The following is a 22,303-nucleotide window of genomic DNA, read 5'->3' as shown; positions in this document are numbered from 1 at the left end:
CAAAAAATGGAGATGGACCGTCATGCGTCATTCGTTGATTTTCTCGGCCCTGCTGGCCACCAGTTCGATCTGCAGCGCTGCCGACCGCAGCCTGGTGTTCTGTTCCGAAGGCAGCCCCGCAGGCTTTGACACCGCGCAGTACACCACCGCCACCGACAACGATGCCGCCGAGCCGCTGTACAACCGCCTGGTGGAGTTCGAGAAAGGCGCAACCAACGTACTGCCGGCCCTGGCCAAGAGCTGGGACATTTCCGAGGACGGCCTCAAGTACAGCTTTCACCTGCGTGAAGGCGTGAAGTTCCACAACACTCCTTACTTCAAGCCCAGCCGCGACCTCAACGCCGACGACGTGCTGTTCACCTTCAATCGCATGCTCGACGCCGAACATCCGTTCCGTAAGGCCTATCCGACGGAGTTCCCCTACTTCAACGGCATGAGCCTGAACAAGAACATCGCCAAGGTCGAGAAAACCGACCCACTGACCGTGGTCATGACCCTCAACACCGTGGACGCCGCGTTCATCCAGAACCTGGCCATGAGCTTTGCCGCGATCCTCTCCGCCGAATACGCCGAGCAACTGCTCAAGGCCGGCACTCCCAGCCAGATCAACCAGCAACCCATCGGCACCGGGCCGTTCGTATTCCAGCGCTACCAGAAAGACTCGCAAATCCGCTACGCCGCCAATCCGCACTATTGGGACCCGAGCCGGGTCAAGCTCGACAGGCTGATCTTCGCCATCAACACCGATGCCTCGGTACGCGTGCAGAAGCTGCGCGCCGGCGAATGCCAGGTGACCCTGCACCCGCGTCCCGCCGACATCGATGCCCTGAAGAACGACGCAAAACTGCAGGTCATCGAGAAGCCCGGCTTCAACCTCGGCTACATCGCCTATAACGTGCAACACAAACCCTTCGACCGCCTCGAAGTGCGCCAGGCACTGGACATGGCGGTGAACAAGCACAGCATTCTCAATGCCGTGTACCAGGGCGCCGGCCAGTTGGCGGTGAACGCCATGCCGCCCACCCAGTGGTCCTACGACGAGACCATCAAGGACGCCGCCTACAACCCGGAAAAGGCCCGCGAGCTGCTCAAGGCTGCCGGGGTCAAGGAAGGCACGGAAATCACCCTCTGGGCCATGCCCGTGCAACGCCCCTACAACCCCAACGCCAAGCTGATGGCCGAAATGCTCCAGTCCGACTGGGCGAAGATCGGCCTCAAGGTGAAGATCGTCAGCTACGAATGGGGCGAGTACATCAAGCGCACCAAGAACGGCGAACACGACATCAGCCTGATCGGCTGGACTGGAGACAACGGTGACCCGGACAACTGGCTGGGCACCCTGTACAGCTGTGACGCCATCGGCGGCAACAACTACTCCATGTGGTGCGACCCGCAGTACGACACGCTGATCAAGCAAGCCAAGGTCGTCACCGACCGTGAACAGCGCACCGAGCTCTATAAGCAGGCCCAGCAGTTGCTCAAGCAGCAAGTGCCGATCACGCCTGTGGCCCACTCGACGATCAACCAGCCGTTAAGCGCGAAAGTCGAGGGTTTCAAGGTCAGTCCCTTCGGCCGCAACTCCTTTTCAGGTGTCGGCCTAGCCCCATAACCGATGAGCCAAAACCCTGAGGGCGATTCTCGCCCTCACGCAGGCGCTTTGCCTGAATTCGGCGATTGAGCCGCGTGCAAACGTTTGCGATGCCATGAATGAGTTCCAAAAACCAGCCGGCCCAAAAAAACCGGCATCTAAAAAAGAAAACAAAGGAGCTTCACCCATGAAACTGAGCAGCAGCGCATTGTTAGCCTTGGCTATCAGTAGCATCACCGCCACGGCCTATGCGGAGAATGTCAGCCAGGACTTCGTCCCGACTGAACTGAACAGCACCAAGGCCCAGGCTGAAACCAAGGGCTTCATCGAAGGGCAGAGCCTGTCGGGCAGCACCCGCAACTGGTACGCCAACGAGCTGAACCGTCGCAATGACCGTTTCTCGTACAACCACAATGGCGTTCCCACCTCGACCCCACGCCGTATCAACTGGGTCCAGGGCACCATCCTCAACTACACCTCGGGCTTCACCGAAGGCACCGTGGGTGTCAGCACCGAAGTCGCGGCCTACAACGCCATTGCCCTGGATCGTGACCGCAAGGACATCGCCGGCAAGAACAACCGCACCCTGACCCACTCCGACGGCGACGCCGTAGGCCAGTGGAGCAAGCTCGGTCTGGCCAACGTCAAGTTCCGTGTCTCGAACACCACCCTGACCGCCGGCCGGCAGAACTTCAGCACGCCAATCGTCGATGTCATCGGCAACCGTCCACTGCCTTCCAGCTTTGAAGGGGTGAGCATCCACAGCGAAGAATTCAACAACCTGTCGTTCGACGCCGGCACCTTCGACCGGGTATCGCCACGGACCGAGCAGAGCCTTTCGAAATTCCGCTCCGAGTACAACACCAATGGCGCCGAGACCGATCGCGTCAGCCTTGTCGGTGTCAACTACCAGCCGCTGAAAAGCCTGAAGACCAGCCTCTACGCCTCCAAGGTGGAAGACTTCTGGAACCAGTACTACTTCGGCGCCACCCATGAGCTGGGTGATAGCCAGGTACTGAGCCTGACCACCGGCCTGAACTACTACAAGACCGTCGACACCGGCAAGAAAGAGATGGGGAACATCGACAACGATACCTACTCCCTCTCCCTGGGGCTGACCCACCAGGCCCACAGCCTGACCTTCTCGTACCAGGAAATTAACGGTAACGAGTACTTCGACTACCTGCACGAAACCAACGGCATCTACCTGGCCAACTCCCTGCTCTCGGACTTCAACGGCCCGAACGAGAAATCCTTCCAGATCGCCTACGGCCTGAACATGGCCGAATACGGCGTGCCCGGCCTGAAGTTCAATATCTACCAGGCTCGCGGCTGGGGCATCGATGGTACCCACTACAACGGCACCGCCTACAGCGGCGTAAAAGCCGACGGCACCGTCTACGGCGTACGCACCATGGACGGCGAACACCACTATGAATATGGCATCGGCGCATCCTATGCCGTACAGAGTGGTCCGCTCAAAGCCACGGCGATCCGGGCGACCTACACCACTCACCGCGCCAGCGAGAACCAGGCCGACGGCAATATCAACGAGTTCCGTCTGGTCACCACCATCCCGTTCAATATTCTCTAACCCACCAGTTGAAGGGCGGATTCATGACGAATCCGCCGTTCAAGCTAATCTGGTTCAATTGATTGCAGAGGGTTCTTGATGAAAATGCTTCCCCTGAGAGCGGCCATGGGCGCCGCACTGCTGAGCGTTGCCATGGGCGCCGCAGCCAAACCCTTGGTGGTCTGTACCGAAGCCAGCCCGGAAGGCTTCGATATGGTCCAGTACACGACTGCAGTCACTGCCGACGCGGTGGCGGAAACCATCTTCAACCGCCTGGTGGACTTCAAGCCCGGCACCACCGACATCCAGCCCGCCCTGGCGGAATCCTGGGAGATCAGCCCGGACGGCCTGCAATACACTTTCCACCTGCGTAAAGGCGTCAAGTTCCACACCACCGACTACTTCACTCCAACCCGCGACATGAACGCCGACGACGTGCTCTGGAGCTTCCAGCGTCAACTGGACCCGAAGCACCCCTGGCATGACAAGTCCAGCGTCGGCTTCCCCTACTTCGAAAGCATGGGTTTCAAGGAGCTGCTCAAAAGCGTCGAGAAGACTGACGACCACACCGTGGTCTTCACCCTGACCCGCCGCGAGGCCCCGTTCCTGGCCGACATCGCCATGGCCTTCTCTTCCATATTCCCGGCGGAATACGCCGACAAGCTGCTCAAGGAAGGCAAGACCGGCGACCTCAACAGCAAGCCCATCGGCACCGGCCCGTTCGTTTTCACCCGCTACGCCAAGGACGCCCAGGTACGTTTCAAGGCCAACCCGGACTACTTCCGGGGCAAGGCGCCGGCGGACCCGCTGGTGCTGGCGATCACCACGGATAACAACGTGCGCCTGCAGAAGCTCAAGGCCAACGAGTGCCAGATCGCCCTGTACCCCAAACCCGACGACATCCCCAGCATCAAGGCCGACGCCAACCTCAAGGTCGACGAGCTGGCTGCCATGACCACCGGCTACATCGCCATGAACACCACACGCAAGTACATGAGCGACGTGCGAGTGCGCAAGGCCATCGACATCGCCTTTGACAAGGAAGCCTACGTCAACAGCCTGTACGGCAAAGGCAACGCCCTGGTGGGCACCGGCCCTTATCCTCCGACCTTGCTGGGCTTCAACAACAGCCTGCAGAACCCGGCCCGGGACCTGGACAAGGCCCGCGCCCTGCTCAAGGACGCCGGCGTGCCGGATGGCACGGTCATCACCCTGTTCACCCGCAATGGCGGAGGCCCGACCAACCCCAACCCCCTGCTGGGCGCCCAGATGATGCAGGCCGACCTGGCCAAGATCGGCCTCAAGCTCGACATCCGCGTCATGGAGTGGGGCGAGATGCTCAAGCGTGCGAAAAACGGCGAACACGATATGGTGTCGGCCGGCTGGGCGGGTGACAACGGCGATCCGGACAACTTCCTGACCCCGAACCTGAGTTGTGACGCAGCGAAAAACGGCGAAAACTACGCCCGCTGGTGCAACAAGGCATTCCAGGACCTGATCGACCAGGCCCGTTCCGACGCTGAACCTGCCAAACGCGCAGAGCTCTATGAAAAAGCGTTGCTGATTTTCCAACAGGATCAACCGTGGATTCCCATGGCCTATCCGAAGATGTTCACCGCCATGCGCAAGAACGTCGAGGGTTACCACCAGAGCCCCCTGACCACCAACAACTTCGCGACCACCCAAGTGAAGTGATAAGAAACGCCCGCCGCCCTTGACCCCAAGGGTGGCGGGAACGCCTAACCGGCTGATTGAGGTACTTCAGAAGATGTTTAGTTTTATTGCCCGCCGTGTGGGGTTGTTGATCCCCACATTCTTCGGCATCACCTTGCTGACCTTCGCCTTGATACGCATGATTCCCGGCGACCCCGTGGAAGTCATGATGGGCGAACGTCGGGTCGACCCCGAGATGCATGCCCAGGCAATGGAACGCCTTGGATTGAACAAACCGCTGTATGCCCAATACCTGGACTACATCGGCAAGCTCGCCCACGGTGACCTGGGCGAATCCCTGCGCACCCGCACCAGTGTGTGGAGCGAATTCACTTCGCTGTTCCCCGCGACCCTGGAACTGTCCATGGCCGCCCTGCTGTTCGCCGGCGTGCTCGGGCTGCTGGCCGGGGTGATCGCCGCCCTCAAGCGAGGGTCCCTGTTCGACCATGGGGTCATGGGCATCTCCCTCGCGGGCTATTCGATGCCGATCTTCTGGTGGGGCCTGATCCTGATCATGTTCTTCTCGGTGAGTCTGGGCTGGACCCCGGTGTCCGGGCGCATCGACCTGCTCTACGACATCGAGCCCAAGACCGGCTTCATGCTTGTCGACACCCTGCTGGCCGGGGACACCAGTGCCTTCTTCGACGCCCTGCACCACCTGATTCTGCCGGCCATTGTCCTGGGCACCATTCCCCTGGCGGTGATCGCGCGGATGACCCGCTCCTCGATGCTCGAAGTGCTGCGTGAAGACTACATCCGCACCGCCAAGGCCAAGGGCCTGTCGCCGGCCCGGGTGGTATTCGTCCACGGCCTGCGCAACGCGCTGATTCCGGTGCTGACCGTAGTCGGCCTGCAAGTCGGCACCCTGCTGGCCGGTGCAGTGCTGACCGAAACCATCTTCTCCTGGCCGGGGATCGGCAAGTGGCTAATCGAAGCCATCGGCGCCCGGGACTATCCCGTGGTGCAGAACGGCATCCTGCTGATCGCCTGCCTGGTGATCATGGTCAACTTCGTGGTGGACATCCTCTACGGCTTTGCCAACCCACGCATCCGTCACCAGCGCTGAGATCAAGACTAATGAGCACTCCAACTTCCTCAGTAGCAGTCGATCAAAGCCTGCTCTATCCGTCCGTCTACAAAGAATTCTGGCAGCACTTCTCCCGCAACAAGGGCGCGGTAGCCGGCCTGCTGTTCATGCTGCTGATCGTGTTCTGCGCACTGTTCGCCCCCTGGGTGGCGCCGCACAACCCCAGCGAGCAGTACCGCGACTTCCTGCTGACGCCGCCGGCCTGGCTCGAAGGCGGGCAGATGCAGTTCCTGCTGGGCACCGACGAACTGGGCCGCGACCTGCTGTCGCGCCTGATCCAGGGCTCGCGGCTGTCGCTGCTGATCGGCTTGTCATCGGTGGTGATGTCGCTGATCCCGGGCATCCTCCTGGGCCTGTTCGCCGGTTTCTTCCCGCGTTTGCTGGGCCCGACCATCATGCGCCTGATGGACATCATGCTGGCTCTGCCATCGCTGCTGCTGGCCGTGGCCATCGTCGCCATCCTCGGCCCTGGCCTGATCAACACCGTGATCGCCATTGCCGTGGTGTCCCTGCCGTCCTATGTGCGCCTGACCCGTGCCGCGGTGATGGGCGAACTGAACCGCGACTACGTGACCGCAGCACGCCTGGCCGGTGCCGGCCTGCCGCGCCTGATGTTCATCACCGTGCTGCCCAATTGCATGGCGCCACTGATCGTCCAGGCCACCTTGAGCTTCTCCTCGGCGATCCTCGACGCCGCCGCCCTGGGCTTCCTCGGCCTGGGCGTGCAACCGCCGACTCCGGAATGGGGCACCATGCTGGCCTCGGCCCGGGACTACATCGAACGCGCCTGGTGGGTCGTGAGCCTGCCGGGTCTGACCATTTTGCTCAGCGTGCTGGCAATCAACCTGATGGGCGACGGCCTGCGCGATGCGCTGGACCCGAAACTCAAGAACGCCGCCTGAGGAGATTCCCATGTCACTGCTAGAAATCAAGAATCTCAACGTACGCTTCGGCGATGCCACGGCGGTGCCGGTGGTTGATGGCCTCGACCTCAAGGTCGACAAGGGCGAAGTGCTGGCCATCGTCGGCGAGTCCGGCTCGGGTAAGTCGGTGACCATGATGGCGCTGATGGGGCTGATCGAGCACCCCGGCATCGTCACCGCCGACGCCCTCAGCTTCGACGGCCGCGACATGCTCAAGCTCAGCGCCCGCCAGCGCCGGCAGATCGTCGGCAAGGACCTGGCCATGGTCTTCCAGGACCCGATGACCGCGCTGAACCCGAGCTACACCGTGGGCTTTCAGATCGAGGAAGTGCTGCGCCTGCACCTGAAGATGTCCGCCAAGGCGGCGCGCAAGCGCGCCATCGAGCTGCTGGAAAAGGTCGAGATCCCTGGCGCGGCCAGCCGCATGGACGCCTACCCGCACCAGCTGTCCGGCGGCATGAGCCAACGGGTGGCGATCGCCATGGCGATTGCCGGCGAGCCCAAGCTGCTGATCGCCGACGAACCCACCACCGCCCTGGACGTGACCATCCAGGCGCAGATCATGGACCTGCTGCTCAACCTGCAGAAAGAACAGAACATGGGCCTGGTGCTGATCACCCACGACCTCGCCGTCGTGGCCGAAACCGCCCAGCGCGTGTGCGTGATGTACGCCGGGCAAGCCGTGGAAGTCGGCCAGGTACCGGAGCTGTTCGACATCCCCGCTCACCCTTACAGCGAAGCGCTGCTGGCGGCGATTCCCGAGCATAGCCTGGGCGCCACCCGCCTCTCGACTCTGCCCGGTATCGTCCCCGGGCGTTACGACCGACCACAGGGCTGCCTGCTGTCGCCGCGCTGCCCCTACGCCCAGGACAACTGCCGTCAGCAGCGTCCGAGCCTCGATCAAAAAGCCGCCAGCCTGGTGCGCTGCTTCTACCCGCTGAATCAGGAGGTGGCGTAATGGCCGTCGTTCTTACCGCCCGCGACCTGACCCGTCACTACGAAGTGTCCCGTGGCCTGTTCAAGGGCCATGCCACCGTGCGCGCCCTCAACGGCGTGTCCTTTGAACTGGAAGCCGGCAAGACCCTGGCCGTGGTCGGCGAGTCCGGCTGCGGCAAGTCCACCCTGGCCCGGGCCCTGACCCTGATCGAAGAACCCTCCTCGGGCTCGCTGAAAATCGCCGGCCAGGAAGTCGCCGGCGCCGACAAGGCCCAGCGCAAGCAACTGCGCAAAGACGTGCAGATGGTGTTCCAGAGCCCTTATGCCTCGCTCAACCCGCGGCAGAAGATCGGTGACCAACTGGCCGAGCCGCTGCTGATCAACACCAAGCTGTCCGCCGCCGAACGCCGGGAGAAAGTCCAGGCGATGATGAAACAGGTGGGCCTGCGCCCCGAGCACTACCAGCGCTACCCGCACATGTTCTCCGGTGGTCAGCGCCAGCGCATCGCCCTGGCCCGGGCCATGATGCTGCAGCCCAAGGTGCTGGTCGCGGATGAGCCGACCTCGGCCCTGGACGTGTCGATCCAGGCCCAGGTGCTGAACCTGTTCATGGACCTGCAGCAGGAATTCAACACTGCCTACGTGTTCATCTCCCACAACCTGGCGGTGGTGCGTCACGTCGCCGACCAAGTGTTGGTGATGTACCTCGGCCGGCCGGTGGAAATGGGCCCCAAGGAGGACATCTACACCCGCCCCCTGCATCCCTACACCCAGGCGCTGCTGTCGGCGACCCCAACCATCCACCCGGACCCGGACAAACCGAAGATCAAGATCGTCGGCGAATTGCCCAACCCATTGAACCCGCCGTCGGGCTGCGCCTTCCACAAGCGCTGCCCCTACGCCACCGAGCGTTGCAGCACGCAAGAGCCAGCCCTGCGCCAGCTCGACAGCCGTCAGGTGGCTTGCCACTACGCCGAGCAGTTTGTGGTTTAAGCGGACATGAAAAAGGCGCTCCCGAAACGGTCCGGGAGCGCCTGTACAGTGTTCCACCCGCCCCTGGCAACGGATTGCGCATCAGTCCGTTGCCAGGGGTTTTCTTTTAGCCCTGGCTGTCGCCATCGTCGTCATCGTCGGTGGTCTGATCGTCATCCCCCGAACTGCCCCCTTGCCCTTCATCCCCCGGCTCCGACTCGGACTTGGCGAGCATCTGTACCGGTTCGCTTATGGTCGACGAAAAGCCCGGTTCCTTGACCTCCAGCAGGTTGTGGGCCCAGGCCGCCGAGGTTCCGAGCGACAGCATCACCAGCACTTTGATCAGCAACAGCGTGCGTTGGAAAATATTCATAGCCGATTCCATCCTTCACAGGTGAATCATCAAAGGCTGCGCCCAACCTTGTGAAGGTCGCAGCACTGTCTGAAACCTAGTCCCGATATCCCGGCTTTTCCAGATAGCAGGCTATCGATACCCGAGCCGACCGGGCCCTTCCGACTAACGGCGCTCCCTGAAATACACCACAACCCGTAGGAGCCGGCTTGCCGGCGAAGAGGCCCGCAAGCCATGCACCGCCGCGTCCGTAGCCTTCGCTGGCGAGCCAGCTGCTACGGGGCGGCGGGCCTATCCTGAGCGCAACAAAAAGCCCCGCTGTCTGCACAGCGGGGCTTGGGGTGTCGCAGGCGAACTTAGTGGTGTTCGCGGGTGGCGCGGAATTTCACGTCCGGCCAGCGCTCTTCCATCAGCGCCAGATTGACCCGGGTCGGCGCCAGGTAGGTCAGGTGACCGCCGCCGTCCAACGCCAGGTTTTCCACCGCCTTGTTGGAAAACTCTTCCAGCTTCTTCTTGTCGCTGCATTCGATCCAACGGGCAGACCACACGGTGATCGGCTCATAAGAGCACTCCACCTTGTATTCCTCCTTCAGGCGGCTGGCCACCACATCGAACTGCAGCACACCCACGGCGCCGAGGATGATGTCGTTGCTGCGCTCCGGGAAGAACACCTGGGTCGCGCCCTCTTCGGCCAGCTGTTGCAGGCCCTGGCGCAGTTGCTTGGACTTGAGCGGGTCCTTCAGGCGCACGCGGCGGAAGAGTTCCGGGGCGAAGTGCGGGATACCGGTAAAGCCCAGGGCCTCGCCTTCGGTGAAGGTGTCGCCGATCTGGATGGTGCCATGGTTGTGCAGGCCGATGATGTCGCCAGCATAGGCCTCTTCCAGTTGCTCACGCTCGGAGGAGAAGAAGGTCAGGGCGTCGCCAATGCGCACGTCCTTGCCAGTACGCACGTGGCGCATCTTCATGCCCTTCTCGTACTTGCCCGAGCAGATGCGCATGAAGGCAATACGGTCGCGGTGCTTGGGGTCCATGTTCGCCTGGATCTTGAACACGAAACCGCTGAATTTTTCTTCCTGGGGCGCCACGGCGCGCTCATTGGCTTCACGGGGCAGCGGCAACGGCGCCCAGTCCACCACGGCGTCGAGAACGTGATCGACACCGAAGTTGCCCAGGGCGGTACCGAAGAACACCGGAGTCAGATGACCGTCGAGGAACTCCTGCTGGTTGAACTCGTGGCAGGCACCCTGCACCAGCTCCAGTTGCTCGATGAAACGCTCGTACTCGTCACCCAGGTGGGCACGGGCTTCGTCGGAGTCGAGTTTCTCGATGATCTTGGTTTCAGTGCGTTCGTGGCCGTGGCCCGGGGTGTAGACGATGATGTAGTCGCCCGCCAGGTGGTACACACCCTTGAAGTCGCGGTAGCAACCGATCGGCCAGGTGATGGGCGCGGCCTTGATCTTCAGTACCGCTTCGATTTCGTCCAGCAGCTCGATCGGATCGCGAATGTCGCGGTCGAGTTTGTTGATGAAGCTGACGATGGGCGTGTCCCGCAGGCGGCAGACGTCCATCAGGGCGATGGTCCGTGGCTCAACGCCCTTACCGCCGTCGAGCACCATCAGCGCCGAGTCCACCGCGGTCAGGGTGCGATAGGTGTCTTCCGAGAAGTCTTCGTGGCCCGGGGTGTCCAGCAGGTTGATCATGTGTTCGCGATAGGGGAACTGCATGACCGACGTGGTAATGGAAATACCCCGTTGCTTCTCCATCTCCATCCAGTCGGAAGTGGCATGGCGATCGGACTTACGCGATTTGACGGTGCCCGCCACCGCAATTGCCTTGCCCATCAGCAAGAGCTTTTCGGTGATGGTGGTCTTACCCGCATCCGGGTGGGAAATAATGGCGAAAGTGCGGCGTTTCGCGACTTCGGCGGCCTGTTTGGTCATGGGAAATCGCCTGGCGGTGATCAAAAAAGGGCGCAGATTATAGCCCAGACAAAGCCTCGCGGGCCACCGCTGCCCCCGTCGCCCAAACCACCGCAAGGCAGATAAACGGTGGCTATATGCTGCCAAGTATGGAACCTTTTAAAACGTGGAGACGTCCACTCCCCTGTCACGCGCTGTCGTCAGGGGCTGAAATATCAGCAAGTTAGCTTGACGAAGCTGCGCTCATGGCTCGTTCAACCGCCGCTCTGCCGGCACTCGACGAGCTGCTTTTCGCGCGTACTTTCCCGGCAGCCAGGAATGGCCCTGCCACACGGGAAAGTACCCGCCGACCGACAAAAGGAGTCCGCCTGTGGCTATTCGCTATGGCAAAGGGCTGATAGGAGGGGTTGCGGTAATCGCCCTCCTGGCCCTGCTGATCCACTGGATCGGCATCAGTACGATCGAACACTACCGCGACGATCTGTTGTTCTACCTGCAAGCTCATCTGTTCCTGGTCCTGGCGTCCATGCTCGCCGCACTGCTAGTGGGCATCCCCGCCGGCATCTTCCTCAGCCGCCCGAGCATGGTCGGACGCGCCGAACGCTTCATGCAAGTGTTCAACATCGGTAACACCGTCCCCCCTCTGGCCGTCCTGGCCATCGCCCTGGGGATTCTCGGCATCGGCAGTGGCCCGGCCATCTTCGCTCTGTTCCTCGCCTCCTTGCTGCCCATCGTGCGCAACACCTATGAAGGCCTGAAAAACGTCCAGGGCTCCCTCAAGGAAGCGGCGGTCGGCATCGGCATGACGCCACGCCAAGTGCTGTGGAAAGTCGAATTGCCCAATGCCGTGCCGATCATCATCGGTGGCGTACGGGTGGCCCTGGCGATCAACGTCGGCACCGCGCCCCTGGCCTTCCTGATCGGCGCCAACAGCCTGGGCAGCCTGATCTTCCCCGGCATAGCCCTGAACAATCAGCCGCAATTGCTGCTCGGCGCGGCCTGTACCGCGTTGCTGGCCTTGCTCCTCGACGGCCTGGTAACCCTGGCCAGCCGCCTCTGGCTGGAACGTGGTCTGCGCCCGTCCTAAGTCCGTAAGCGCCAAGGAATGAACATGAAAAAAACAAGCCTGATACTCGGCTGCATCCTGCTTTTTTCCGGATGGGTGCAAGCCGCGGAAAAACCGCTGATCCGCATTGGTGCCCGGGTCTTCACCGAACAGACCCTGCTGGCGGAAATCACCTCCCAGTACCTGCGCAGCAAGGGTTACGACACCCGCGTTACCGGCGGCCTGGGCAGCAACCTGGCCCGCAGTGCCCAGGAAAGCGGACAGCTGGACCTGATCTGGGAATACACCGGGGTCTCGCTGGTGGCCTACAACCACATCGACGAGAAACTCGACAGCGAACAGTCCTACGCCCGAGTGAAAGAACTCGACGCGAAAAAAGGCCTGGTCTGGTTGTCGCCGTCCAAGTTCAGCAATACCTACGCCCTGGCCCTGCCGGAGAACGTGGCCCGGGAACACCCCCAGATCAACAGCATCAGCGACCTGACCAAGGCCCTGGCCGAAAACCCCAAGGAAAACCGCCTGGTGGCCCTGGACACCGAGTTCGCCAACCGCTCCGACGGCATGGGCGGCATGGTCAAGCTGTATGACATGAACCTGACCCGCAAAAACACCCGGCAAATGGACGCCGGCCTGGTCTACACCGCCTTGCGCAATGGCCAGGTGTTTGCCGGCCTGGTGTACACCACCGATGGCCGCCTCAACGCCTTCAAGCTCAAGCTGCTGCAAGACGACAAGCATTACTTCCCGGACTACACCGCAGCGCCCGTGGTGCGTCAGGTTTATCTCGACGCCCACCCGCAACTGGCCGCCGACCTCAAGCCGCTGGCGGCCCTGTTCGACGACGAAACCATGCGTCAGTTGAACGCGCGAGTCGACGTTGACCATGAAAGCCCCTCCGCCGTGGCCGCCGATTTCCTGCGCCAACACCCGATCAACTAATAGAGAGGAGAAGACATGGAATTTTTAAACGCCTTTTCCCATCTTGACTGGACCCAGGTCCTGCACCTGACCTGGCAACACATCACCCTGGTGGGTATCGCCGTGACCCTGGCGATTGTCTTCGGTGTCCCCCTGGGCATTCTGATGACCCGCTTTCCCTCCCTCGCCGGGCCCCTGCAGGCCAGCGCCACGGTGCTGCTGACCATTCCTTCCATTGCCCTGTTCGGCCTGTTGCTGCCGTTCTACTCCAAGTTCGGCCAGGGCCTGGGGCCGCTGCCGGCCATCACTGCGGTGTTCCTCTATTCCCTGCTGCCGATCATGCGCAACACCTACCTGGCGCTGACCGGTGTCGAGCCGGGTATCCGCGAAGCTGCCCGCGGCATCGGCATGACCTTCGGCCAGCGCCTGCGCATGGTCGAACTGCCGATCGCGGTGCCGGTGATCCTCGCCGGGGTGCGCACCGCCGTGGTGATGAACATCGGCGTCATGACCATCGCCGCCACCATTGGCGCCGGCGGCCTGGGCGTACTCATTCTTGCCTCCATCAGCCGCAGCGACATGTCGATGCTGATCGTCGGCGCGGTGCTGGTCAGTCTTCTGGCCATCTTCGCCGACCTGCTTCTGCAATGGCTGCAACGCTCGCTGACTCCAAAAGGACTCCTGAAATGATCGAACTTCAAAACCTGACCAAGACCTTTCGCAGCAACGGCAAAGATGTCAAAGCCGTCGACTCGGTAAGCCTGACCGTCAATGAAGGCGAGATCTGCGTGTTCCTCGGGCCGTCCGGCTGCGGCAAGAGCACCACGCTGAAAATGATCAACCGCCTGATCAAGCCCACCTCGGGCAAGATCCTGATCAACGGCGAAGACACCACCGACCTGGACGAAGTAACCCTGCGCCGCAACATCGGCTACGTGATCCAGCAGATCGGCCTGTTCCCGAACATGACCATCGAGGAAAACATCGTGGTGGTGCCCAAGCTGCTGGGCTGGGACAAGCAGAAATGCCACGACCGCGCCCGCGAGCTGATGAGCATGATCAAGCTCGAGCCCAAGCAGTACCTGCACCGTTACCCGCGAGAGCTGTCCGGTGGTCAGCAACAGCGCATCGGGGTGATTCGCGCCCTGGCGGCGGATGCGCCGCTGTTGCTGATGGATGAACCCTTCGGCGCGGTGGACCCGATCAACCGCGAGATGATCCAGAACGAATTCTTCGAGATGCAGCGAGCGCTGAACAAGACCGTGATCATGGTCAGCCACGACATCGATGAAGCCATCAAGCTGGGGGACAAGATCGCCATCTTCCGCGCCGGCAAGCTGCTGCAGATCGACCACCCGGACACCCTGCTGGCGCACCCGGCGGACGATTTCGTCAGCAATTTCGTTGGCCAGGACAGCACCCTCAAGCGCCTGCTGCTGGTGAAAGCCGAAGACGCCGCAGACAACGCACCGTCGGTGAGCCCGGAAACCCCAGTGGCCGATGCCCTGGAACTGATGGACGAACACGACCGCCGCTACGTGGTGGTGACCTGCGCCGAGAACAAGGCCCTGGGTTATGTACGTCGTCGCGACCTGCACCGTCAGACCGGCACCTGCGCGCAGTTCCTGCGGGAGTTCAACGCCACCGCTGCCTATGACGAACACCTGCGGATTCTTCTGTCGCGCATGTACGAGTTCAACCGTTCGTGGCTGCCGGTAATGGATGCCGAACGGGTGTTCCTTGGGGAAGTGACCCAGGAATCCATTGCTGCCTACCTGAGCTCGGGGCGTTCACGGGGGATGAAGACCAATATCGTCTCGCCGGCTGAAGCGGTGTTTGCCTGATCAATAAATAGCCAATAACGAACCTGTGGCGAGGGAGCTTGCTCCCGCTGGGCCGCGAAGCGGACCCTCTTGGCAAAAAAGAGTGGAACTGCTGCGCAGTCCGCGGGAGCAAGCTCCCTCGCCACAAGGTTTTTTGCCTGCCAACGCGCCGGAAAAAAATATCAACAGCCACCCCCGTGAATGCTGTCCGGCGACGCCTTCCCAAACAGCCAAAATCCCCCTCACACCCGCCTCTCGCCGCTAACGTCGCCGATGTTGACGATTTCATACTTACCAGCCACTTGGCACGCAAAAGCGTCGAACGTGCAGGTATTTTTAACACCCGTGAATTCTTCGGGAACATCTGCCCGTCATCTGTGTCGGCTACAAAGAGAGGTGTCCGTCACGCACGTCAGACAAGTGCAAAAACGCGACATTTTTTGTTGATCTCAGGCCCCTCACCGCCTAAAGTTCGCGCCGAACGTCCATGCTGGAAACGATCCATCCGGCTCAAGTACTGACGACGAGACAGCAAGGCCAAGGGCAACTTTCCCATGGCCTTTTTGCTTTCGGCGACATGCCTTGGGAAGTAGGCGAACCAAAGTGGGGATACGGAGGACGTTCACAAGGCGGTGTCATCCATGACCTGTCCTTAAACCCATTGATTACCAACGTTTGCCAGTAGGAGCTCCCAACGCATGTCGATTAACGTCGAAGACTATTTCGCGCGCGAAACCTTTCAGAAAATGAAGGCCTTCGCCGACCAGCAAGAAACCCCGTTCGTGGTCATCGACACCCAGATGATCTCCAAGGCCTACGACGACCTGCGCGCCGGTTTCGAATTCGCCAAGGTCTACTACGCGGTCAAGGCCAACCCGGCTGCCGAGATCATCGACCTGCTGCACGAAAAAGGCTCGAGCTTCGACATCGCCTCGATCTACGAGCTGGACAAGGTGCTGGGCCGCGGCGTCAACCCGGCCAATATCAGCTACGGCAACACCATCAAGAAATCCAAGGACATCCGCTACTTCTATGAGAAGGGCGTGCGTCTGTATGCCACCGACTCCGAAGCCGACCTGCGCAACATCGCCAAGGCCGCCCCGGGTTCGAAAGTCTATGTGCGTATCCTCACCGAAGGTTCCACCACCGCCGACTGGCCGCTGTCGCGCAAATTCGGCTGCCAGACCGACATGGCCATGGACCTGTTGATCCTCGCCCGCGACCTGGGCCTGGTGCCTTACGGCGTATCGTTCCACGTGGGTTCGCAACAGCGCGACATCAGCGTCTGGGACGCGGCAATCGCCAAGGTCAAGGTGATCTTCGAGCGCCTGAAGGAAGAAGACGGCATCGAGCTCAAGCTGATCAACATGGGTGGCGGCTTCCCGGCCAACTACATCACCCGTACCAACAGCCTGGAAACCTACGCCGAGGAAATCATCCGCTTCCTGAAGGAAGACTTCGGTGACGACCTGCCGGAAATCATTCTGGAACCGGGCCGCTCGCTGATTGCCAACGCCGGTATCCTGGTCAGCGAAGTGGTGCTGGTGGCGCGCAAATCCCGCACCGCCGTGGAGCGCTGGGTCTACACCGACGTGGGCAAGTTCTCCGGCCTGATCGAAACCATGGACGAGTCCATCAAGTTCCCGATCTGGACCGAGAAAAAAGGTGAAGTCGAAGAAGTGGTCATCGCCGGCCCGACCTGCGACAGCGCCGACATCATGTACGAGAACTACAAGTACGGCCTGCCGCTGAACCTGGCCATCGGCGACCGCCTGTACTGGCTGTCCACCGGTGCCTACACCACCAGCTACAGCGCGGTGGAATTCAACGGCTTCCCGCCGCTGAAGGCCTACTATCTGTAAGAAAGCTGCAAGTGACCAGCGGCAAGCGGTAAGTGAAAGCCCATGACTTGTCATGGGCTTTTTTGATCTACTAGCGAACTACAGCGCCGTTGGGGTTTCGCTGGAGTGCCCAGCTCGCTAGGTGGCCGTAGCACCTCTCGCCCTGAGAGAACGGCATGACAGGACATGTTGCAGCGATATCGCCAGCACCATTCGGACCCGTCACCGTAAACTCTCCGAATTCACCAAACCGGCGATCAAGCACTGCCACACTCAGCCAAAGCAAGCGATAGCCTTGCTCTTCGAATCATGAGCCTGCCAAATTATCGGTATCTCAGTGAAGGCTCTGAATAGCCATAGTGAACGCCTTGAAAAGAGAATTAACGCATGACCTGTAAAATCATCACCATCGTCGGCGCACGCCCTCAGTTCATCAAGGCCGCAGCAGTCTCGCGAGAGATCCTCAAACACCCTGACCAACTGCAAGAAATCATGGTCCACACTGGCCAACACTACGACCCGAACATGTCCCAGGTGTTTTTCGATGAGCTGGAGATTCCAGCTCCGAAATACAACCTGGAAGTATCGGGCGGGGGACACGGGGCCATGACCGGCCGCATGCTTGAAGGCATCGAACAAATCCTGCAGGACGAGAAACCCGACTGGGTTCTGATCTACGGAGATACCAATTCGACCCTGGCAGGAGCGCTGGCAGCGGCGAAACTGCATATTCCAGTCGCTCATGTCGAGGCTGGCCTGCGTTCGTTCAACATGCGCATGCCGGAAGAGATCAACCGGATTCTCTCCGATCGGGTCTCGACATTGCTGCTGTGCCCAACGGTAGTGGCAGTCGATAACCTGGCACAGGAAGGCATCACTCAAGGCGTCCATAACGTCGGCGATGTCATGTATGACGTGGCCCTCTACTACCGTGATCGGGCACGGAGCAACAGCCGAATCCTCGACACCCTGGGCCTGTTCGAGAAGGGCTTTGCCCTGGCCACCTGCCATCGCGCTGAAAATACTGATTCGCCTGAACGACTGAATGCGATCCTCTCGGCACTCGCAGCCATCAGTACAGAACTACCAGTGGTTCTGCCACTGCACCCTCGAACACGCAAACTGGTCAATGACCACAAGCTGCAACATCTATTGGAAAAGCTCACGATCGTCGAGCCCCTGGCATTCCTGGACATGGTGGCACTCGAACAGGCAGCCAAGGTGATTCTCACCGACTCCGGCGGCGTCCAGAAAGAAGCGTTTTTCTATCAGGTTCCTTGCATCACCATGCGCGATGAAACCGAGTGGGTTGAAACAGTGGCCCTCGGTTGGAACCATGTGGTGGGTGCATCCGAAGCTCGTATCCTGAATGCTTTCGCACAGTTGAAGGACGGCCAGAACGGCGACCAGAGCGCCCCCTACGGGAACGGAAGTGCAAGCCAGGCAATTATCAAGCACTTGATAATGGGAGCTTGAGACCGCGCCTTCTGGTCAGCCTGTATCTCACTTTACTCGCAGCTCAAGGATTGTTCAGGGACGGAAAACGTCCCTGCAACCACCTTTAGATCTACCGACCAACAAGGCCAGTGTTGCCCTCAATACCTGGCGACATTGGAAAAAGCAGCCAGCTCAGCTCTATCGCTCTTATCCCCCAGCTCAGCCGCGCGCTGAAAATACTCCCCAGCCATATCTCTGACCTCCGGATGAGCAGCGCTCAACAACGAAAAACGAGCCACTCGGAGGAAGTTCAAATTGCCGCCAGCCAGGGCCTGTTGCAGCCAATCCACGGCTTCGTCGATACGACCGGCATCCGCCAGCACCGCCGCATAGCTGAACTGTCCGCGAAAATCCCCGCCTTCGGCCGAGCGTCGGTAGCAGTCCCACGCCGCTTCGGGATCGGCCGGACACACCACCCCTTCCTCCAGGTAACGCCCCAGCAGGTTCATTGACTTGGCATGGCCTAAGCCCGCCGCACGACGATAACAGTCCAGGGCCAAGGCATGGTTCTGCTCTACACCACGACCAGTGGCCAGGAGGTTGGCGTAGTTGTACAAGCCCCAATCCAGCCCCGCTTCCGCGGCTTGGCGATAGTGCCGTGCAGCATTGGCTGCATCCGCCGGGCAACCCCACCCGTGCTCATGGCAGCGGCCGAGCATGTTGCGCGCCATCAGGTGGCCGCCTTGGGCGGCGATTTCGAACCAGCGCAAGGCCAGGGGTTGATCCTGCTGGATACCGTGGCCATCGAGGAGGATCTGCCCCAGCAGCGCCTGGGCATCCACCAGGCCTTCCCGGGCCGCCACCAGTATCGCCTGGGCCGCACGGGCCGGGCTCTGTTGGAGCATGGCGCTCAGTTGCGCGCCGTCGAGGACTTCCTCGCGGCGAAGTTGAAAAGTCACGGCTTACACCTCGACCCAGCGACGCAGCAGGTTGTGATAGGTGCCAGTCAGGCGGATCAGCGAAGGGTGCTCGGGCATATCTCGGGTCAGTTCCTGGATCGCCCCGTCCATTTCGAACAGCAAGGCCCGCTGGCTGTCTTCGCGCACCAGGCTCTGGGTCCAGAAGAAAGAGGCGTAGCGAGCGCCGCGAGTCACCGGGTTGACCTTGTGCAGGCTGGTGCCGGGGTAGAGCACCATGTCCCCCGCCGGCAGCTTGACCCGCTGCAGGCCGTAGGTGTCCTGGATCTCCAGCTCGCCGCCGTCGTAATCCTCGGGGTCGCTGAAGAACAGGGTCGACGACAGGTCCGTGCGCACCCGCTCCGGGCTGCCCTTGGGCTGGCGCACGGCGTTGTCGATGTGGAAGTCGAAACTGCCGCCGGCGGTGTAGCAATTGATCAAGGGTGGGAACACCTTGTGCGGCAAGGCGGCGGACATGAACAAGGGGTTCTGCCACAGGCGATCAAGCATCGCTGCACCGATCTCCTGGGCCAGCGGGTGGCCTTCGGGCAACTGCAGGTTGTGCTTGGCCTTGGCCGACTGATACCCGGCGGTGATCTTGCCGTCCGCCCAGTCCGCCTGCTCCAGGGCTTCACGGATACGCCCCACTTCATCACGGGTGAACACGCCGGGGATATGCAGCAACATGGCCAGGTACCTGAGCAGCGAAAGGCCGTCAATGATATTGATTCTTATTGACTGTGTAAAACCCGACAGACGAACGAGAACGCAAAAACCGTAAGGATAAATTGTAAAGAATGTAAATTCAGTGCGAATAGTAATGTTTCGCAATTGATAACAATTGTTTCTTTCCCCTATATTCCGCGGCCTCAAATCCTTGGGGAGGGGAATCACCATGTCACGCCAACAACCACCATCCGCTGTCAGTTCACCACGCCTGCTGGCGTCTGCGATTGGCGTGGCGATTACCGCCGGCTCCGCGGGCCATATGGCCCAGGCCGCACAAGACACCCAGCAAAAGACGGCGGGCAAGGCCATTGCACTGGATGCCACCAGCATTACTGGTGAGGCCCAGGAGCAGACGTCTTACAAGGTCGACTCCTCCTCCTCGAAAAAATACACAGCACCATTGCGGGAAACGCCGAAAAGCGTGACGGTGATTCCCCAGCAAGTGATGCGCGACACTGCTGCCACCAGCCTGGTGGATGCCCTGCGCACCACACCCGGGATTACCTTTGGTGCCGGTGAAGGCGGCAACCCAGCCGGTGACCGCCCGATCATTCGCGGCTTCAACGCCGAAAGCGACGTGTTCATCGACGGCATGCGTGATCCTGCCTCGCAAAGCCGGGAGATCTTCAACGTCGAATCCATCGAAGTCAGCAAGGGACCTGGCTCGGCCTTTACCGGTGCCGGTTCCACCGGCGGCAGCCTGAACCTGATCTCCAAGACTGCCAAGCTGGGCAACTCCTACAACGGTGGTTTCACCTGGGGCTCGGACCAGACCAAACGCACCACCCTGGACCTCAACCAGCAGATGACCGACAGTTCGGCCTTCCGCCTGAACCTGATGAAGCACGAGGCCAACGTGGCCGGTCGCGACGCCGTGGAAGTCAGCCGCTGGGGCGTGGCGCCCTCCTTCGCGTTCGGCCTGGGTACCGACACCCGGGTCACCGTGGGCTACTACCACCTCAACACTGACGACATCCCGGACTACGGCATCCCGTTGACCAACAGCGGCACTCGCCGCAGCAAGTACAACGTCGACAAACCGGTCAGCGTCAATCGTGACAACTTCTACGGCCTCACCGGCCGCGACTACCGCAAGACCAGCGAAGACAGCGGTACGATCAAGATCGAACACGACCTGAACGACAACCTGACCCTGTCCAACAGCTTCCGCCTGTCGCGCTCGACCCTGGACTACATCGTCACCAACCCGGATGACAGCCGTGGCAACGTGGCCAACGGCACCGTCTATCGCAGCCCGAAAAGCCGCAACTCGACCTCCAAGGGCTGGACCAACCAGACCGACCTGAGCGCCAAGTTCGACACCGGTTTCATCGAGCACAGCCTGGTGACCGGTATCGAGTTCTCCTACGTGGACACCCACAACCGTGCCTACGACGTGACCTCGGCGGTCAACGGCAGCACCTGTAACGCAGCCTTGATCGCAAATGGCGACTGCACCAGCCTCAACAACCCGACGCCGGGCGCCGGCTGGAACGGCACCATCAAGGACAGCGCGGCCTACACCGACACCGACACCAAGACCGCTGCGGCCTACGTGTTCGACACCCTGAAGTTCAACGAGCAATGGTCGTTGAACCTGGGTCTGCGTTTCGACGACTATCAGACCCGCTCCAGTGGCTACGCCACCCGTGCCCCCGTGGGCGAGTTCGCCCGCGAAAACAACTCGCAGCTGTGGAACTACCAGATCGGCGTGGTCTACAAACCACTGCCCAACGGCAGCATCTACGCCGCCTACTCCACCTCCAGCAACCCGGCGGGCGAGACCAGCGGCAACGGCGGCCTAGATCTTGCGGCGAACAACAGCAGCCTGGACCCGGAAAAGAACCGCAACTACGAAGTGGGCACCAAGTGGGACTTCTTCGATGACGATCTGTCGTTGACCGCGGCCCTGTTCCGCACCGAGAAGACCAACGCGCGGATCAACGACCCGGATGGCGGCGCTACCCAGGTGCTGGACGGTGAACAACGGGTCAACGGCCTGGAACTGACCTACAGCGGCAAGCTGACCCGCAACTGGAAGGTCTACGGCGGCTACACCTACATGGAAAGCGAAGTGGTGAAAACCACCCTGGCGGTGGACGAGGGCAACCACACCCCAAGCACGCCACGGAACAACTTCACCCTGTGGTCGACCTATGACCTGATCCCGGAACGCCTCACTGTCGGCGCCGGCGCCACCTTCGTCGATTCGCAGTTCGGCAACATCGCCAACTCGGTGGAGATCCCGTCCTACTGGCGCTACGACGCCATGGCCAGCTACAAGCTGACCAAGAACGTCGACCTGCAGCTCAACGTGCAGAACCTGACCGACAAGCGTTACTTCGACCAGGTGTTCCAGACCCACTACGCCCACGTAGCCGCCGGCCGTACCGCCCTGATGAGTGCCAACTTCCACTTCTGATCCAACGCAGCCCCTCCTGTGGCCCCGGCCACAGGCAGCCAAGCCCCG

General features: G+C 61.0%; 18 protein-coding genes. 14 read left to right on the top strand and 4 right to left on the bottom strand.

Annotation, left to right across the window (positions count from 1 at the left end; all coding sequences use genetic code 11):
• The first annotated feature begins 22 nt into the window (after nt 1–22).
• The 7 genes from ACSSVC_RS08245 to ACSSVC_RS08215 all read left to right on the top strand — a co-directional run bounded on the left by ACSSVC_RS08245 (nt 23) and on the right by ACSSVC_RS08215 (nt 8,813).
• Nucleotides 23–1,609 carry an ABC transporter substrate-binding protein gene (locus ACSSVC_RS08245; protein ID WP_346633639.1) on the top strand — a complete coding sequence of 529 codons (1,587 nt, stop codon included), beginning with the start codon at nt 23–25 and terminating at the stop codon, nt 1,607–1,609.
• A gap of 166 nt (nt 1,610–1,775) precedes the next feature.
• Entirely contained in the window at nt 1,776–3,182 is a 1,407-nt protein-coding gene (locus ACSSVC_RS08240) for an OprD family porin (protein ID WP_346633640.1), read from the top strand.
• Nucleotides 3,183–3,260: 78 nt separating this feature from the next.
• Nucleotides 3,261–4,856 carry an ABC transporter substrate-binding protein gene (locus ACSSVC_RS08235; protein ID WP_492612167.1) on the top strand — a complete coding sequence of 532 codons (1,596 nt, stop codon included), beginning with the start codon at nt 3,261–3,263 and terminating at the stop codon, nt 4,854–4,856.
• Nucleotides 4,857–4,929: 73 nt separating this feature from the next.
• Nucleotides 4,930–5,940 (top strand): ABC transporter permease subunit, encoded by a 1,011-nt coding sequence (locus ACSSVC_RS08230; protein WP_346633642.1) that lies wholly within the window; start codon nt 4,930–4,932, stop codon nt 5,938–5,940.
• A gap of 11 nt (nt 5,941–5,951) precedes the next feature.
• Complete coding sequence (locus ACSSVC_RS08225; RefSeq protein WP_011059232.1) at nt 5,952–6,863, top strand: ABC transporter permease subunit; 912 nt, start codon at nt 5,952–5,954, stop codon at nt 6,861–6,863.
• Nucleotides 6,864–6,873: 10 nt separating this feature from the next.
• Nucleotides 6,874–7,842: an ABC transporter ATP-binding protein gene (locus ACSSVC_RS08220; RefSeq protein ID WP_346633643.1), complete on the top strand. Its 969-nt coding sequence runs from the start codon at nt 6,874–6,876 to the stop codon at nt 7,840–7,842.
• Nucleotides 7,842–8,813, top strand: coding sequence for a peptide ABC transporter ATP-binding protein (locus tag ACSSVC_RS08215; protein ID WP_346633644.1), 972 nt, complete (start codon nt 7,842–7,844; stop codon nt 8,811–8,813). The genes ACSSVC_RS08220 and ACSSVC_RS08215 overlap by 1 nt, the downstream gene beginning before the upstream one ends.
• Before the next feature lie 106 nt (nt 8,814–8,919).
• Here ACSSVC_RS08215 and ACSSVC_RS08210 read toward each other — a convergent pair whose 3' ends face one another.
• Together ACSSVC_RS08210 and ACSSVC_RS08205 are read right to left on the bottom strand one after the other, a co-directional pair.
• Complete coding sequence (locus tag ACSSVC_RS08210; protein ID WP_346633645.1) at nt 8,920–9,165, bottom strand: hypothetical protein; 246 nt, start codon at nt 9,163–9,165, stop codon at nt 8,920–8,922.
• Between the two features lie 335 nt (nt 9,166–9,500).
• Nucleotides 9,501–11,084 (bottom strand): peptide chain release factor 3, encoded by a 1,584-nt coding sequence (locus ACSSVC_RS08205; protein WP_346633646.1) that lies wholly within the window; start codon nt 11,082–11,084, stop codon nt 9,501–9,503.
• 349 nt (nt 11,085–11,433) lie between these two features.
• Between ACSSVC_RS08205 and ACSSVC_RS08200 the strand changes: the two genes are divergently transcribed.
• The 6 genes from ACSSVC_RS08200 (at nt 11,434) to wecB (ending at nt 18,187) form a co-directional block, all read left to right on the top strand.
• Nucleotides 11,434–12,150, top strand: coding sequence for an ABC transporter permease (locus ACSSVC_RS08200; RefSeq protein WP_346633647.1), 717 nt, complete (start codon nt 11,434–11,436; stop codon nt 12,148–12,150).
• A 24-nt stretch (nt 12,151–12,174) separates the two neighbouring features.
• Nucleotides 12,175–13,068 (top strand): glycine betaine ABC transporter substrate-binding protein, encoded by an 894-nt coding sequence (locus ACSSVC_RS08195; protein ID WP_446439052.1) that lies wholly within the window; start codon nt 12,175–12,177, stop codon nt 13,066–13,068.
• Between the two features lie 15 nt (nt 13,069–13,083).
• Nucleotides 13,084–13,737 (top strand): ABC transporter permease, encoded by a 654-nt coding sequence (locus tag ACSSVC_RS08190; RefSeq protein WP_346633649.1) that lies wholly within the window; start codon nt 13,084–13,086, stop codon nt 13,735–13,737.
• Nucleotides 13,734–14,891, top strand: a complete 1,158-nt coding sequence (locus ACSSVC_RS08185; RefSeq protein WP_492612166.1) for an osmoprotectant ABC transporter ATP-binding protein OsmV — start codon at nt 13,734–13,736, stop codon at nt 14,889–14,891. Before ACSSVC_RS08190 ends, ACSSVC_RS08185 begins: the two co-directional genes overlap by 4 nt.
• Before the next feature lie 677 nt (nt 14,892–15,568).
• A complete protein-coding gene (locus ACSSVC_RS08180) occupies nt 15,569–16,732 on the top strand; it encodes a type III PLP-dependent enzyme (protein ID WP_346633651.1) in 1,164 nt (387 codons plus the stop codon).
• 366 nt (nt 16,733–17,098) lie between these two features.
• Complete coding sequence (gene wecB, locus ACSSVC_RS08175; RefSeq protein WP_492612165.1) at nt 17,099–18,187, top strand: non-hydrolyzing UDP-N-acetylglucosamine 2-epimerase; 1,089 nt, start codon at nt 17,099–17,101, stop codon at nt 18,185–18,187.
• A 119-nt stretch (nt 18,188–18,306) separates the two neighbouring features.
• Here wecB and ACSSVC_RS08170 read toward each other — a convergent pair whose 3' ends face one another.
• Nucleotides 18,307–19,107, bottom strand: a complete 801-nt coding sequence (locus tag ACSSVC_RS08170; RefSeq protein ID WP_446439053.1) for a tetratricopeptide repeat protein — start codon at nt 19,105–19,107, stop codon at nt 18,307–18,309.
• Between the two features lie 3 nt (nt 19,108–19,110).
• Nucleotides 19,111–19,791: a Fe2+-dependent dioxygenase gene (locus tag ACSSVC_RS08165; protein WP_346633654.1), complete on the bottom strand. Its 681-nt coding sequence runs from the start codon at nt 19,789–19,791 to the stop codon at nt 19,111–19,113.
• A gap of 208 nt (nt 19,792–19,999) precedes the next feature.
• On the opposite strand from ACSSVC_RS08165, the gene ACSSVC_RS08160 reads away from it, so the two are divergent.
• On the top strand, nt 20,000–22,255 hold the full coding sequence (locus ACSSVC_RS08160) for a TonB-dependent receptor (protein WP_492612164.1): 2,256 nt from the start codon (nt 20,000–20,002) through the stop codon (nt 22,253–22,255).
• Nucleotides 22,256–22,303 lie beyond the last annotated feature (48 nt).

It is taken from the genome of Pseudomonas sp. E1BtOHC1 (assembly GCF_058744285.1).
Note: the sequence above shows the minus strand (reverse complement) of the source record. Positions and strands in the feature narration are given on the sequence as shown.